13 protein-coding genes are annotated in these 14,791 nt (G+C 71.0%); 9 read left to right on the top strand and 4 right to left on the bottom strand.

Annotated features, from left to right (window positions below; translation table 11 throughout):
• The 5 genes from QR77_RS15640 to QR77_RS15620 form a co-directional block, all read left to right on the top strand.
• On the top strand, positions 1-500 hold a 500-nt coding region (locus QR77_RS15640), incomplete at its 5' end, for an acetyl-CoA carboxylase biotin carboxyl carrier protein subunit (RefSeq protein WP_040022400.1).
• 94 nt (positions 501-594) lie between these two features.
• Positions 595-1,731, top strand: a complete 1,137-nt coding sequence (locus QR77_RS15635; RefSeq protein ID WP_040022396.1) for an acyl-CoA dehydrogenase family protein — start codon at positions 595-597, stop codon at positions 1,729-1,731.
• Positions 1,732-1,799: 68 nt separating this feature from the next.
• Positions 1,800-3,392, top strand: coding sequence for a 4-coumarate--CoA ligase family protein (locus tag QR77_RS15630; RefSeq protein WP_040022394.1), 1,593 nt, complete (start codon positions 1,800-1,802; stop codon positions 3,390-3,392).
• A gap of 62 nt (positions 3,393-3,454) precedes the next feature.
• A complete protein-coding gene (locus tag QR77_RS15625) occupies positions 3,455-4,186 on the top strand; it encodes an enoyl-CoA hydratase family protein (RefSeq protein ID WP_040028032.1) in 732 nt (243 codons plus the stop codon).
• Positions 4,174-4,761: a TetR/AcrR family transcriptional regulator gene (locus QR77_RS15620; protein WP_040022392.1), complete on the top strand. Its 588-nt coding sequence runs from the start codon at positions 4,174-4,176 to the stop codon at positions 4,759-4,761. Before QR77_RS15625 ends, QR77_RS15620 begins: the two co-directional genes overlap by 13 nt.
• A 127-nt stretch (positions 4,762-4,888) precedes the next feature.
• On the opposite strand, the gene QR77_RS15615 is transcribed toward QR77_RS15620, so the two are convergent.
• The gene (locus tag QR77_RS15615; protein WP_040022390.1) at positions 4,889-5,986 is read right to left on the bottom strand and encodes a citrate synthase 2; all 1,098 of its coding nucleotides are present in this window, start codon (positions 5,984-5,986) and stop codon (positions 4,889-4,891) included.
• A gap of 286 nt (positions 5,987-6,272) precedes the next feature.
• On the opposite strand from QR77_RS15615, the gene pdxH reads away from it, so the two are divergent.
• Both pdxH and QR77_RS15605 read left to right on the top strand, forming a co-directional pair.
• Entirely contained in the window at positions 6,273-6,938 is a 666-nt protein-coding gene (gene pdxH, locus QR77_RS15610) for a pyridoxamine 5'-phosphate oxidase (protein WP_040028031.1), read from the top strand.
• Positions 6,939-7,464: 526 nt separating this feature from the next.
• A complete protein-coding gene (locus QR77_RS15605) occupies positions 7,465-8,970 on the top strand; it encodes a PAS domain-containing protein (RefSeq protein WP_040022389.1) in 1,506 nt (501 codons plus the stop codon).
• 133 nt (positions 8,971-9,103) lie between these two features.
• Here QR77_RS15605 and QR77_RS15600 read toward each other — a convergent pair whose 3' ends face one another.
• From QR77_RS15600 to QR77_RS15590, 3 genes are all read right to left on the bottom strand, one after another.
• Complete coding sequence (locus tag QR77_RS15600) at positions 9,104-10,636, bottom strand: SulP family inorganic anion transporter (RefSeq protein WP_078876710.1); 1,533 nt, start codon at positions 10,634-10,636, stop codon at positions 9,104-9,106.
• A 68-nt stretch (positions 10,637-10,704) separates the two neighbouring features.
• On the bottom strand, positions 10,705-11,289 hold the full coding sequence (locus QR77_RS15595; RefSeq protein WP_040022387.1) for a carbonic anhydrase: 585 nt from the start codon (positions 11,287-11,289) through the stop codon (positions 10,705-10,707).
• Positions 11,290-11,575: 286 nt separating this feature from the next.
• Positions 11,576-12,331, bottom strand: a complete 756-nt coding sequence (locus tag QR77_RS15590) for an SIS domain-containing protein (protein WP_040022385.1) — start codon at positions 12,329-12,331, stop codon at positions 11,576-11,578.
• Positions 12,332-12,541: 210 nt separating this feature from the next.
• On the opposite strand from QR77_RS15590, the gene QR77_RS15585 reads away from it, so the two are divergent.
• Together QR77_RS15585 and QR77_RS15580 are read left to right on the top strand one after the other, a co-directional pair.
• The gene (locus QR77_RS15585) at positions 12,542-13,234 is read left to right on the top strand and encodes a metal-dependent transcriptional regulator (RefSeq protein ID WP_040022379.1); all 693 of its coding nucleotides are present in this window, start codon (positions 12,542-12,544) and stop codon (positions 13,232-13,234) included.
• A 473-nt stretch (positions 13,235-13,707) separates the two neighbouring features.
• A complete protein-coding gene (locus tag QR77_RS15580; RefSeq protein WP_040022378.1) occupies positions 13,708-14,562 on the top strand; it encodes an alpha/beta hydrolase in 855 nt (284 codons plus the stop codon).
• Positions 14,563-14,791 lie beyond the last annotated feature (229 nt).

Here is a 14,791-nt window from a genome sequence, read left to right as displayed (position 1 = left end):
GCTGGCGCAACGTCCCCTCGCAGCCGCACACCAAGACCTACGGCGCACACGAGGTCCGCTACCGGACCACCCGCGAGGGGCTCAGCGCCGAGGACGACGGCGTACGGGTCGTCTCGGCCGCACCCGACCGCGTCAGCCTCGAAGTGGACGGCGTCGTACGGCATTTCGACGTCGGCGTCTACGCAGAGCAGGTCCACGTGGACACCGCGCGCGGCTCGTACCGTCTCATCCTCGTGCCCCGCTTCCCCGACCCCCGGCAGCAGGCCGAACCGGGATCGCTGCTGGCCCCCATGCCGGGGACCGTCGTCCGTATCGCCGACGGGCTCGTCGAGGGCGCTCAGGTCACCGCCGGGCAGCCGCTGATCTGGCTGGAGGCGATGAAGATGGAACACCGGGTCACCGCTCCCGCCTCCGGCACGCTCACCGCACTGCACGCCGCACCGGGCCGCCAGGTCGAGGCGGGCGCCCTGCTCGCGGTCGTGGCCGCGCCGCCCGCGTAACCCGTACCCGTACCACCCGCGTAACCCGTACCGCCCGCCGTACCCGCGCCGCTCCCGTAACCCGTACCGCCGCCGTAGTCGTACAGGAGGAACCATGAGCCGCAGTGTCATCGAGACCGACGAACACACCGCACTCCGCTCCGCCGTCTCCGCCCTCGGCCAGCGCCATGGCAGGACCTTCGACCGCGAGCGCCTCTGGGCCGAGGCCGGCAAGCTCGGTTATCTCGGCGTCAACCTCCCCGAGGAGTACGGCGGTGGTGGCGGGGGCATCGCCGAACTCTCCATTGTCCTCGAAGAGTTGGGCACGGCGGGCTGCCCGCTGCTGCTCCTGATCGTGTCGCCCGCCATCTGCGGCACCGTCATCGCCAGGTTCGGTACGGACGAGCAGAAGCGGCAGTGGCTGCCCGGCCTCGCCGACGGCTCGCTGACCATGGCCTTCGGCATCACCGAGCCCGACGCCGGGTCCAACTCCCACCGGATCACCACAACGGCGCGCCGGGCGCCCGATGGCTGGACCCTGCGCGGGCGCAAGGTGTTCGTCTCCGGGGTCGACATCGCCGACGCGACCCTGATCGTCGGCCGCACCGAGGACGCCAGGACCGGGAGCCTGAAACCCTGCCTCTTCATCGTCCCGCGCGACGCCCCCGGCTTCCACCGCTCGCGGATCGACATGGAACTCCAGGCCGTGGAGAAGCAGTTCGAGCTGGTCCTCGACGATGTGCGGCTCCCCGCCGACGCGTTGATCGGCGACGAGGACGCCGGGCTGCTCCAGCTCTTCGCCGGGCTCAACCCCGAGCGGATCATGACCGCCGCCTTCGCCATCGGCATGGGCAGGTACGCCCTCGCCAAGGCCGTCGACTACGCGAGGACCCGCCAGGTGTGGAAGGAGCCGATCGGCGCCCACCAGGCCATCGCGCACCCGCTCGCCCAGGCGCACATCGAACTCGAACTCGCCCGCCTGATGATGCAGAAGGCCGCCCGGCTGTACGACGCGGGCGAGGACGCCGCCGCCGGGGAAGCGGCCAACATGGCCAAGTACGCGGCGGCGGAGGCCTGTGTGCACGCCGTCGACCAGTCGGTGCACACGCTCGGCGGCAACGGGCTCACCCGGGAGTACGGCCTCGCCTCGCTCGTCACCGCCTCCCGCGTCGCCAGGATCGCGCCCGTCAGCCGCGAAATGATTCTGAACTACGTATCCCATCAGTCCCTGGGTCTCCCCAAGTCGTACTGATACGCGCGACTCTGGCCGTCCGCATCGTCCACATCGCAGCGCTGCGACATGTGTCGAAGGGGTCCCTCATGGTCTTCGTCTTCCACAGTGAGTACGCGGATGTCCCGGCCGTCGAACTGCCCATCCACGAAGCCGTGCTCGGCCGCGCCGCCGAGTTCGGGGACACCGTCGCCCTCGTGGACGGCACGACCGGGGCGAGTGTCACGTACGCCCAACTCGACGCCTCCCACCGCCGTCTCGCCGCTGCCTTCACCGACGCCGGGGTGAGGAAGGGCGATGTCCTCGCCCTGCACAGCCCCAACACCATCGCCTACCCGACGGTGTTCTACGCGGCGACCCGGGCCGGGGCCGCCGTCACCACCTCCCATGCCCTGTGCACGGCCGAGGAGTTGGCGACCCAACTGCGCGACGCCGCCGCACGCTGGATCGTCACCGTCGCCTCCCTGCTCGAAGTGGCCCGCCGATCCGCCGAGATCGTCGGCGGGATCGAGGAGATCTTCGTCTGCGACCGGGCCGAGGGGCACCGCTCAATCCTCGACATGGCGCTGTCCGCCCTGCCGGAACACCCGGTCGACCTCGACCCCGCCGAGGACGTCGCCGTGCTGCCGTACTCCTCGGGGACCACCGGGGTACCGAAGGGCGTGATGCTCACGCACCGTTCGATCGCCACGAACCTCGCGCAGCTCGAACCGCTCACCCCGATGGGGCCGGGTCACCGCATTCTGGCCGTGCTGCCCTTTTTCCACATCTACGGGCTCACCGCCCTGATGAACGGGCCGCTGCGGCGCGGCGCCACCGTCGTTGTCCTGCCGCGCTTCGAGCTGGAGCAGTTCCTGTCGGCAATCCAGACACACCGCGTGAACGGGCTGTACGTGGCGCCGCCGATCGTCCTCGCCCTGACAAAGCACCCGGCGGTGACGCGGTACGACCTGTCCTCGCTGGAGTACGTCATGTGCGGCGCGGCGCCGCTCGACGCCCGCCTCTCCGCGGCCTGTTCGGAGCGCCTCGGCCTGCCGCCGTTACGCCAGGGGTACGGCATGACCGAACTCTCGCCCGCCACCCACCTCGTACCGCTGACGGACCCGAACCCGCCGCCGGGCGCGGTGGGCCAACTGCTGCCGAGCACGGAGATGCGTATCGTCGCGCTCGACGACCCGGGCACGGATGTGGGCCCCGAAGTCGACGGCGAGATCCTCATCCGGGGCCCGCAGGTCATGAAGGGCTACCTCGGCAGGCCGGAGGCGACCGCGGCGATGATCGACGCCGACGGCTGGGTCCACACCGGCGATGTGGGCCGGGTCGACGCCGACGGCTGGCTCTTTGTGGTCGACCGGCTCAAGGAGCTGATCAAGTACAAGGGCTTCCAGGTCGCCCCCGCCGAACTGGAGGCCCTGCTGCTCACCCACGACGCGATAGCGGACGCGGCCGTCATCGGTGTGTACGACGACAACGGCAACGAAGTCCCGAAGGCGTACGTTGTCCGACGATCCGGTGCGGCGCCGCTGACCGAGGACGACGTGATGGCCTATGTCGCCGAACGCGTCGCCCCGTACAAGAGAGTCCGCCGGGTCGCGTTCATCGGAGGTGTGCCACGTGCCGCCTCCGGCAAGATCCTCAGACGCGAACTACGCGGCCCGAGGGACGGCAAGGAGAACACGTGACGGAAAACGCGACAGAACACGCGGCCGGTCGACCGGCCGAGCACCCGAAAGCCCCCGGGCCGCTGGTCGCCTCGGCGCACGAGCGCGGCATCACCACCCTGACCCTGGACTCGCCGGCGAACCGCAACGCCCTGTCGGCGCGGCTCGTCGGCGCCCTCGGCGACGCGCTCACGGCCTGCGCGAAGGACCCGGCCGTACGCGCCGTCGTCCTCACCCACACCGGCAACACCTTCAGCGCCGGAGCCGACCTCAAGGCGCCGGCCAACCCGTACACCTTCGTGGCGCTGATGCGGCAGATCATCGAGCTGCCCAAGCCCGTCGTGGCGCGGGTCACCGGCCATGTCAGGGCGGGCGGGCTCGGCCTGCTCGGCGCCTGCGACCTGGCGTTCGCCGACCGTACGGGGTCCGACTTCGCGTTCACCGAGGTACGCATCGGAGTGGCGCCGGCGGTGATCTCGCTGCCGCTCCTGCCCCGCGTCGAACCGCGCGCCGCTGCCCGTTACTACCTGACGGGCGAGCGCTTCGACGCGGCGGCCGCGGCCGCCGCGGGCCTGATCACCGAGGCGTCCGACGATGTGGACGCGGCGCTCGTACCCGTACTCGACGGCCTGCGCAGAGCCTCGCCGCAGGGGCTCGCCGAGTCGAAGAAGCTGCTCACCGTCGAGGTGCTGAAGGCCTTCGACGAGCACGCCGAGGACCTCGTCCAGCGCTCGGCCTCGCTCTTCACCACGCTGGAGGCGAGGGAGGGCATCGCGGCGTTCCGCGAACGACGGGACGCCGCATGGGTGCGGTAGCCGCGCCCAAGCAGGACCGCAGCCGCGCCACCCGCCTCCGGTTGCTGGAGGCCGCCGTCGCCTGCCTCGCCGAACGCGGCTGGGCGGGCTCCACCGTCTCCGTCGTCGCCGAGCGCGCCGGGGTCTCGCGCGGCGCGGCGCAGCACCACTTCCCCACCCGCGAGGACCTGTTCACGGCGGCCGTCGAGTACGTCGCGGAGGAGCGGTCCAGCGCCCTGCGCGCGCTCGTGCCCGGGGGCCCCGCGCACCGCCGCGAGGCGGTCGAGGGCATCGTCGCCCTCTACACCGGGACGCTGTTCCGCGCCGCGCTGCACCTGTGGGTCGCGGCCTCCGACGAGGCGCCGCTACGCCGCCGGGTCACCGAACTGGAGGCGCGCGTCGGGCGCGAGGCGCACCGCATCGCCGTGGAGCTGCTGGGCGCCGACGAGTCCGTACCCGGCGTACGGGAGACCGTGCAGGGGCTGCTCGACATGGCGCGCGGCCTGGGCCTCGCGACGCTGCTGACGGACGATTCGGCGCGGCGGGGGCGGGTGGTGGCCGAGTGGGCACGGATCCTGGACGAGGCGCTGAGCTGACGCGTACGTACGCGGGCACCGACGCGTGCGTGCGTACGTACGCACGCACGCACCGCGCACGCCGACGGCGCCGCACCTGTACGCACAACAGACGCGGCGCCGCCGTGGCGCGATCACCTGAACACCGTCACCCGAGGTCGGCGAACCCGTCGATCTCCTGCGGGTCGCGCGTCCCCGGTCCCACATAGCGGGCCGACGGACGCACCAGACGCCCCGTGCGCTTCTGCTCCAGGATGTGCGCCGACCAGCCCGCCGTACGGGCGCAGGTGAACATCGACGTGAACATGTGCGCGGGGACCTCGGCGAAGTCCAGCACGATCGCGGCCCAGAACTCCACGTTCGTCGCCAGCACCCGGTCGGGCCTGCGCGCGTGCAGTTCCTCCAGCGCGGCCTTCTCCAGCGCCTCGGCCACCTCGAAGCGCGGCGCGGCCAGCTCCTTCGCCGTACGCCGCAGCACCCGTGCGCGCGGATCCTCGGCGCGGTAGACGCGGTGCCCGAAGCCCATCAGCCGGTCGCCCCGGTCCAGGGCCTGCTTCACATACGCCGTCGCGTCGCCCGTACGTTCGATCTCCTCGATCATGCCGAGGACCCGCGAAGGGGCGCCGCCGTGCAGCGGCCCCGACATCGCCCCGACGGCCCCGGAGAGGGCGGCGGCGACATCGGCGCCCGTGGAGGCGATCACGCGCGCCGTGAACGTCGACGCGTTCATGCCGTGCTCGGCGGCTGACGTCCAGTACGCGTCGACGGCCGCCACATGCCGGGGGTCGGGCTCGCCGCGCCAGCGGACCATGAAGCGCTCCACGACTGACTGCGCCTTGTCGATCTCGCGCTGCGGCACCATCGCGACGCCCTGGCCGCGCGCCGACTGGGCGACGTACGACAGGGCCATCACCGCGGCCCGCGCGAGGTTGTCGCGCGCGGTCGCCTCGTCGATGTCCAGCAGGGGCTTCAGACCCCAGACGGGCGCGAGCATCGCCAGCGCCGACTGCACGTCGACCCGGACGTCGCCGGAGTGGATCGGGATGGGGAACGGTTCGGCGGCCGGCAGACCGGGGTTGAACGCCCCGTCGACCAGCAGACCCCAGACGTTCCCGAACGAGACCTTGCCCACCAGGTTCTCGATGTCGACGCCCCGGTAGCGGAGCGAGCCGCCCTCCTTGTCCGGTTCGGCGATCTCGGTCTCGAAGGCGATGACTCCTTCGAGTCCAGGTACGAAGTCGGACATCAGGCGGCTCCTCATGATGTGTGCGACGAGTTTCGGAAAGGTTGAGAACTGAGAGTTGCGCGTGGAGTTGCGGTGCGTGGCGCGTCGCGGGGTGTGCCCGGGGTCGGATCAACCTGCCCGGGAGCCAGGAACGATATCCCGTGGTGTATGAAGGCCACAGTGTCCTGTCATTGGATTTTGGCGGGTTCCTCTGATGCGGGGAAGCGTGATAACCGGCACACTGCCGCATTCCCTCCGCGGAGGATTGGCGGCACTCCGTGCCGGGCACACTGGCTCCTACGGCAGGATGACCCCCGTGTCCCACGAGATTTCCGATCCCGCCGCCATGCGCGAGCAGTACCGTTCCACTCCGCTTCTGGAGAAGGACCTCGCGACCGCGCCCATGGAGCAGTTCGCCCGCTGGTTCGAGACCGTCGCGCTCTGCGGACTGCATGAACCCAACGCGATGGTGGTGTCGACAGCAGCCGCCGACGGACGGCCGACGTCCCGTACGGTCCTGCTGAAGCGCCACGACCAGCGCGGCTTTGTCTTCTTCACGAACTACACGTCCCGCAAGGGGCGCGAGATCGAGGCCAACCGGTACGTCTCGCTGCTCTTCCCGTGGCACGCGCTGGCCCGCCAGGTCATCGTGACCGGCACGGCGGGACGGATCGGCCGCGACGAGACGGCGGCGTACTTCCGTACCCGCCCGCACGGCTCCCAGCTCGGCGCGTGGGCGAGCGACCAGTCCACGCCGATCGCCACCCGCGAGGAACTGCTCCACCGCTACGAGGAACTCGCGGCGCGCTACCCGGAGGGCGAGCAGGTGCCGGTGCCGCCGCAGTGGGGCGGATTCCGGGTCGTGCCGGAGACGGTCGAGTTCTGGCAGGGCCACGAGAACCGGCTGCACGACCGGCTGCGGTACGTGAGCGAGGGGAACAACGACTGGCGGGTGGAGCGCCTCTGCCCGTAGGCGCGGGGAGGCCCCGTACACGCCGGAGGCCCCGTACACGCAGACGACCCGCGAACCATGGTCTCTCCGGGGAGAGAGCCGGCCGGACATACCGGCGGTTCGCGGGTCGGGTGACTGCTTGGGATTTCGGCCGTCGACCGGCCGAGTACTGCTGAGAGCGGCAGGCCGTTAGCCCGCAGCCACCTCACTTGTCCGGACTGAATGCATCTTCCGGATCACCTCCTTTCGGTGTGAGCAACACGCTAGGCGTCCCTCGCGGACCGTTCAAGTGAATTACGCGGATTTTGACGGAGCGCCCTTCGCCCCGGATCGGGCTGGGCCGGGTGGGCGGCCTGAAACCGCTGATCGGGGTGCGACCGGGGGCAGTACGTTCGAACAACTGCCGGGGAAAGATTGTTGAACGCGGCGAAATCAGGGAACCTTGTGTGTGCTGAGTCACGTTCCGGTTCAATGAGGCCCCGGGCGTACATCAGCACAGGTGGACGCGCGTCAGCACAGGCGGAGCCGTCCTTCAGGGGGTGCCAGCATGAGTGCTTCTCGGAGCGAGACCACCAGTGCGCCCGGGCCGGACGAGCCGGAGCCCGTGACGCCGTCCGAGGCCGAGCGGGAGGGCCCGGGGTCCGACCTGCTCGCCGCGCTGCTCGACGGGATGGACGCGGCGCTCTGCGCCTTCGACGCGGACGGCGCGATAACCCACTGGAACCGCGAGGCGGAGCGGATTCTCGGCTGGTCGGCCGGGGAGGCCGTCGGGCGCATGGGCTTCGCCGGATGGGCCGTGCGGACCGCCGACGCGGGCGAGGTGCACGCGCGCCTCATGGCGGCGATGGGCGCGCCGGGCCGGCAGGTGCATGAGTTCGCGCTGCTGCGCAAGGACGGCGGCCGGGTGCTGGTACGCACCCAGTCGGCCGGGGTGCGCGGCACCGACGGGAAGCCGGCCGGGGTCTACTGCGCCTTCAGCGAGGTGCACGCGCAGATCGACCTGGAGCGGTCGATCGCCCTGAGCGAGGCGCTCTTCGAGGACGCGTCGTGGGGCGTGGTCCTCGTCGACGTCGATCTGCGGCCGACCGTCGTCAACGCGTACGCGGCGCGCGCGCTCGGCTCCGGGCGTACGACGGTGCTCGGGCGGCCGCTGGGTGAGTTGGTCGTCCAGGGCGTCGACGAGATCGAGGCGGCGTTCCACCATGTGCTCGCCGAGGGGGCGCCCAGGGCGCTCGCCGAGCTGTGGGTGACCGTCCGGACGGCGGAGGGGGAGCGCCGGCGCTGCTGGCGCAGCGGCTTCCTGCGGCTGGCGTCGCCGCTCGCCGAGGAGCCGGTCCCGCTGGGTGTGGGGTGGCTGTTCACCGATGTGACGGAAGCGAAGCTGGCCGTGCTGGAGGCGGACCGGTCGCGCTTCCGCTCCACCCAGTCGCATCGCGCCGCGCGGGCCGCAGCGGAGTGCGAGGACCCGATGGAGGCGGCGACGGTCCACCTGGACTTCGCGCTGGCGGGCTTCGCCGACCACGCCCTGATCGACCTGGTCGTGCCGGAACGTCAGGACGTGGTGCGCTCCTCGCGGCTGGACCTGCCCGTACGGCTGGTACGGGCGGCGGCGACGCCGTCCGGCGGCTCGGGGCCGAGCATGCAGGTGGCGGCGGGCGGCATTCCCGTGCGGTACATGGACGGGCACCCGGCGCTCCAGGCGATGGACAGGACAGGCGCGGTCCGCGCGAGCGCCCCGGTCGACGGCTCGTCGAGATCCGGCGTGCCGGGATCAGGGCCCCGCGGTGGCGCGGGAAGCAGCCACGGCGGCGGCGGGGCGTCCCCGTCACCGACGTGGGCGGTGTCCCGGCAGTGGCCGGCCGATTCGGTGCACGCGCTGTGCACGGTGCTGCGCAACAGGGGCAGGTCGCTGGGCGTGGTGACGTTCCTGCGAGGGCCCGGCCGGCCCGCGTTCGAGCGCCAGGACGCCGTGTACGCGGAGGATGTGACGCTCCGGATGGCGGCCTCGCTGGACCTCTCCGGCCTCCTCGCCGACCGGTCGTCCGCCGGATAACAGCCGCCGGCCAACAGCCCACGATCAACAGCCGCCGGCCAACGGGTGCCGGGTGGCACCGTCAGGGCCGCCGAAGACCCTGACGGCTGTCACCCCAAGGCCTCAGAGCTCAGCGCCTCGGGGCCTCATCACGTCACCGCGGTACGCCGGTCGCGCTGTCCCCCTTCTCGCCGGGCCTGGCCGTCGAACCGGAGGCCGCCACCGGCGGCAGCAGTCTGACCGGCTCCGTCTCCGCGTTGTTGTGGCGCAGCGCCCAGCTCTCCAGGGCGATACGGCACGCGTGGTCGAGGTGACGCAGCCCGGACAGGTCGAGCTCTATGGGGCGGTCCTGCGGGAGGATCTCCAACTGTTCCATTATCCGGGGCAGTCGCAGGAACGTCGCGTTGCCCGTCACCGCCACCACCAGCCGGCCGCCCGTGAGCGCGGTGACCTCGACCTGGATGTGGGACGTCTCCCACGCCGTCTTGACGACGGCGAGCAGCAGCCCGAGGAGCACCCCCTCGAAGAGGTTCGTGACGACGACCGCGCCCGTGGTGATGACCAGTACGACGGCCTCGCCCCGGTGCTCCCGCCACAGCGGCACCATCTCCTTCACCGGCACCAGCTTGCAGCCGGCGTGCACGAGGACACCGGCGAGCGCCGCGACCGGGATGACCCCGATCGCCGACGGCAGCAGCGCGGCGAACAGCAGCAGCCAGGCGCCGTGCAGGACCCGCGAGAGCGAGGTGCGCGCCCCCGCCTGGACGTTGGCGGCGCTGCGCACGATGACGGCGGTCATCGGCAGCGCGCCGAGCACTCCGCAGACGGTGTTGCCCACGCCCTGCGCCATCAGCTCCTTGTTGTAGTCGGTGCGCGGCCCGTCGTGCATCCGGTCGACAGCCGCCGCGCTGAACAGGCTCTCGGCCGAGGCGATCAGGGTGAAGGCGAGGACGGTCCCGATGGCCGCCACACTGCCGAGCTGCCCGAGGTCTTCGAGGCCGGGCGGCTGTACGGACGCGAGCAGCCCGTGCACCTCGACCTTGGCGATCGGCAGGTCGAACAGCAGGACGACCCCGGTGGCGAGCGCCACCGCGGCCAGCGGTCCGGGGACCACCCGCACCTTCGCGGGCAGCTTCGGCCACAGCGCCAGGACGGCGACCGTCCCCCCGCCTATGAGGAACGCGGTCAGCGGCGTACCGCCGGAGAGGATCGTCCCGGCGAGCCCGGGCAGTGCGCCGATCTTGTGGAGACCGTCGGCGGGCGCCGGAAGGTCGGCCATCGCGTACACCTGTCCGAGGACGAGTACGAGGCCGATGCCGGCCAGCATGCCCTGCACCACGGCGACGGAGATGGCCCGGAACCAGCGGCCGAAGCCGAGCGCCCCGAGTGTCAGTTGCAGCAGCCCCGAGACGAGCACGATGGCGCCGAGCGCGCCCACGCCGTACTCCTGGACGGCGCCGTAGACGAGGACGGTCAGGCCTGCGGCGGGTCCGCTGACCTGGAGGGACGAGCCGGGCAGACAGCCGACGACCAGTCCGCCGACGATGCCGGTGATCAAGCCCAGTTCGGCGGGGACGCCGGAGGCTATCGCCACCCCCACGCACAGGGGGAGGGCGACCAGGAAGACGACGAAGGACGCGAGTACGTCACGCCGCAGAGCGGGCGGACGCTTCAAGAGATCAAGCATGTCGCGAGTCCTAGCTGTGCGGTCCGCGGGCGGACGAGGAGTGGGGCGCGGCGGTGCTGGAGCCGCGTTCACAGCGGTCCGAACTCCCCGCCGGGTCCTGGCCGGTGCGCGCTGATCGCGCCGGTGTCCACTTCGTAGTACCAAGCGTGCAACGAGAGACGGCCCTCGGCGATGCGCTCGCGGACGACGGGATACCCGTGGAGCGTGTCGAGCTGCGCCACCGCGTGGTGCCGTACGGCGCGTCCGAGATCGCCGAACGCGGGCAGCTCGGGGACGCCCAGCCCGAGCCAGTCGCGGACGCTGGGGACGCCCGACAGGTCGTCACCCCGCACCAGCGCGCCGACGGCGCCGCAGTGCGAGTGCCCGCAGATGACGATGTCCCTGACGTCGAGCACGCGCAGCGCGTACTCGATGGTGGCGGCCTCCGCGCTCGGCCGTTCGGTGTCGTGGCGCGGCACGATGTTGCCGGCCGTGCGGAGTTCGAAAAGTTCACCCGGGCGGGCGCCCGTGATGAGGGAGGGGATGACGCGGGAGTCCGAACAGGTGATGAACAACGCCTGGGGCGTCTGCCCTGCCGCGAGTTCTCGGAACTCTTGCCGGCGCTCCGCCACCTGGACGGAGAACGATCGGGCGTGGTCGATGAGTGACTTCATGTCGGCCTGCCTCCTGCACCCGGGTCGTGCCGGGGCGCGGTGTGGTCGGGTCAGCGGGGGGTGTTCCGTTCCGACGGTGCGGCACCGGAGCTTCGGCCACTTTGCCAGGCCATTACCTTCACGTGAAAGATCAAAATTGCGCCAAGAGGCAGGCGAGTGACGCAAAGTAGTGGCTCGATGTGTGCGCACAGCGAAGGCCTCCGGGATGATTCCCGCAGGCCTAGGCGGTGTGTTCGGTTTTCTATGGCTTGTTCGAGTCGCTGGATCTCTCGCGTGGAATGAACGTTCAGTGCTGGTAGAAGATCCGGTCGCCGTACTCGGCCATGACCCGGACGTTCCACTCCGTACCGCCGTCGACATTCCCCGACCTGAGCAGCGGGGGCGCGATGCCGCGCGCCACGAGCTGTTCGGCCGCCGAGGCCATCGCCGCCTGCATCAGCGAACTCGTGACGATCGTGGAGGCCGGGGCGAACGGCGCGTCGATGCCGTCCGCGGTCAGCTCCGCGTCACCGATCGCGATCTTGCTGTCGAGCACGATGTCGCAGTGGTCCTTGAGGAAGGTGCCGGAAGCGTTGCTGGACGTGGTTCCCGCCGCGTACGCCACCGAGGTGACCCCGATCACCTTGAGCCCCAGCTCCCGCGCGTGCCGCGCCATCTCCACGGGCAGGGTGTTGCGCCCGGAGAGCGAGACGACGATCAGCACGTCACCCGCCTCGGCCGGCGAGCAGTTGAGCACCGTGGTCGCGAGCCCGTCCACCCGCTCCAGCGCCGAACCGAGCGTGGCCGGCATGACGTCCACCCCGACCATCCCCGGCACGGTCAGCAGATTCATCAGCGCGAAACCGCCCGCCCGGTAGACGACGTCCTGCGCGGCCAGTGAGGAGTGCCCGGCGCCGAAGGCGAAGAGCCGGCCGCCGGAGGCGACGGTGTCGGCGATCGCGCCGCCGGCCGCGACGATGCTCGCGCCCTCCTCGTCCCGTACGCGCTCCAGCAGGCCGATCGCCGCGTCGAAGAACTGTCCGGCCAGCTTGCTGTCGCTCATCGCTGAGACCTTCCGGGGCGGGTACACGGGGGGTACGGGAATGTCTGTGTAGCCGATCACGTTGAGGTCTGGACCATTGCTCTGTCAATACACATCCCTTCCGCTTCTGCGGTCACCGCTGTCCCGCCCTGCTCCCGTGCGGCACGGTTGTCGGCGGTATGCGTCAGAATTGGGGTCAGGGCCAGCGCACGATTTATCGAGGGGCACGTCATGTCCGGACTGATCGACACCACGGAGATGTATCTCCGCACCATCCTCGAACTCGAAGAGGAAGGTGTTGTTCCCATGCGCGCCCGTATCGCGGAGCGCCTCGACCAGAGCGGTCCGACGGTCAGCCAGACAGTGGCCAGGATGGAGCGCGACGGTCTGGTCCAGGTGGCCAGCGACCGGCACCTGGACCTGACCGACGAAGGGCGCAGGCTGGCGACGCGCGTCATGCGCAAGCACCGTCTCGCCGAATGTCTCCTGGTCGACGTGATCGGGCTGGAGTGGGAGCAGGTGCACGCGGAAGCCTGCCGCTGGGAGCACGTGATGAGCGAGGCGGTGGAGCTGCGCGTGCTGGAGCTGCTGCGCCACCCGACGGAGTCGCCGTACGGCAACCCGATCCCGGGCCTGGAGGAGCTGGGCGAGAAGGCCGAGGCCGACCCGTTCCTGGACGCCGGCATGGTCAGCCTGGCCGAGCTGGACCCGGGCACCGAGGGCAAGACCGTGGTCGTACGCCGGATCGGCGAGCCGATCCAGATGGACGCCCAGCTCATGTACACACTGCGGCGCGCGGGCGTGCAGCCCGGCTCTGTGGTGAGTGTCACCGAGTCGCCCGGCGGAGTGCTCGTCGGCAGCAGCGGCGAGGCCGCCGAGCTGGGGGCCGAAGTGGCCTCGCACGTCTTCGTGGCCAAGCGCTGACAGGCCTCCCGCCTGACGGCCCCCGTCCCGGTCCGTCCGCCCTCCGGCGACCGGTGACACTGACATAAAGCGTGCCGGAGGCGAACCGAGCCCCAAAAAAGGGGGCGGAATGGCAGCGGTCGGGCGAATCGCGTGCCAGGCTGTCTTTCAGGCATATGCGTATGCCCCCGGGGAGGGGAGCTGGCGGTGTGGCGAGTCGTTCGTGGAGGCGGCTCCGGCGCCTTGCGGCACCGGAGCCTGACCTCCCCCGCGCTGACCCGGAGCCCCGAGCTCCCAGGGTCAGCTCCCGCGGCCCGTCATCCCCGAGCGGTCCGCCTCCCGGAGAAGATCTCCCCTTGGCCGCGACTGCCAATCCTTGAGCGTGGTCACTCGAACGAGCGGTGTTGCGCGGCGAAAGCGTGTTTTCGAATGGGAGTTCGATAATCTGCCGTCATGGGGATGAGGGCTCGACAACGAAGGGGGTGCCACGACATATGGAGCGACGCACAGAAGTGACCGGAGCGGACGGCGTGAGCCTCGCTGCCTGGGAGTTCGCCGACTCACCCGGGCGGCGCGGGGACGCCTCCGCCGTCTTACTGCTCCACGGACTCATGGGCCGCGCCGCGCACTGGGCCCCCAGCGCGCGCCTGCTGGCCGAACGGCACCGCACGGTCGCACTGGACCAGCGGGGCCACGGCGTCAGCGGCAAACCCGAGGAAGGCCCCTTCGCCCGCGAGGCGTACGTGGCCGACGCGGAAGCCGCGATAGAACAACTCGGCCTCGCCCCCGTCACCCTCGTCGGCCACGCCATGGGCGCGCTGACCGCCTGGCAACTCGCTGCGAAGCGCCCCGACCTGGTCCAGGCGCTGATCATCTGCGACATGCGCGCGTCCGCGCTCGGCGCCGCGTCCCAGCGGATGTGGGAAGACTGGTTCCGCTCCTGGCCGCTCCCCTTCGCGTCGCTCACCGACGTACGGAAGTGGTTCGCCGAGGACGACCCCTGGCTGGACGGCCCGAACCCCTCACGCGGCGAGTTCTTCGCCGAGGTCATGGAGGAACGCGCGGACGGCTGGTACCCGGTCTTCTCCCGCCGCCAGATGCTCATGACCCGCGAGACCTGGGTCCACGACGCGCACTGGGAGGAACTGGCCCAGGTCCAGTGCCCGACCCTCGTGGTACGCGGCCTGGACGGCGAACTGGGCCGGGCGGAGGCGCAGGAGATGGTCCGCGTCCTGCCACGCGGCCAGTACGCGGAAGTAGCGGACGCGGGCCACCTGATGCACTTCGACCAGCCGACCGCCTGGAGAGCAGCGATCGAACCGTTCCTGGACGGCATCCTCACCAGCTAGCCTCCCGGCCGGGGGTCGTGGTTGTGGCCTTGCGTGGTCGCCGGGTCCGTTTCGCGGCCGGGTCCGTGGTCACCGGCGTTGGCCGAGGTTGTTGTCGGGTGTCGCTCCGGGGCGATATCCGGGATGCACGATTTACGGCGCGTGCGGGCGGTCGTCCAGCTAACGCGGCCCTGCGCCGCAAATCACGCGTTAGTATCCCGGACACCACCCCTGCGCGCCCCACCCTTCA

The organism is Streptomyces sp. 150FB (genome assembly GCF_000818195.1).
Lineage (GTDB): Bacteria > Actinomycetota > Actinomycetes > Streptomycetales > Streptomycetaceae > Streptomyces.
The sequence above is the reverse complement of the archived record's forward strand: the minus strand, read 5'-3'. Positions and strand labels throughout refer to the sequence as shown.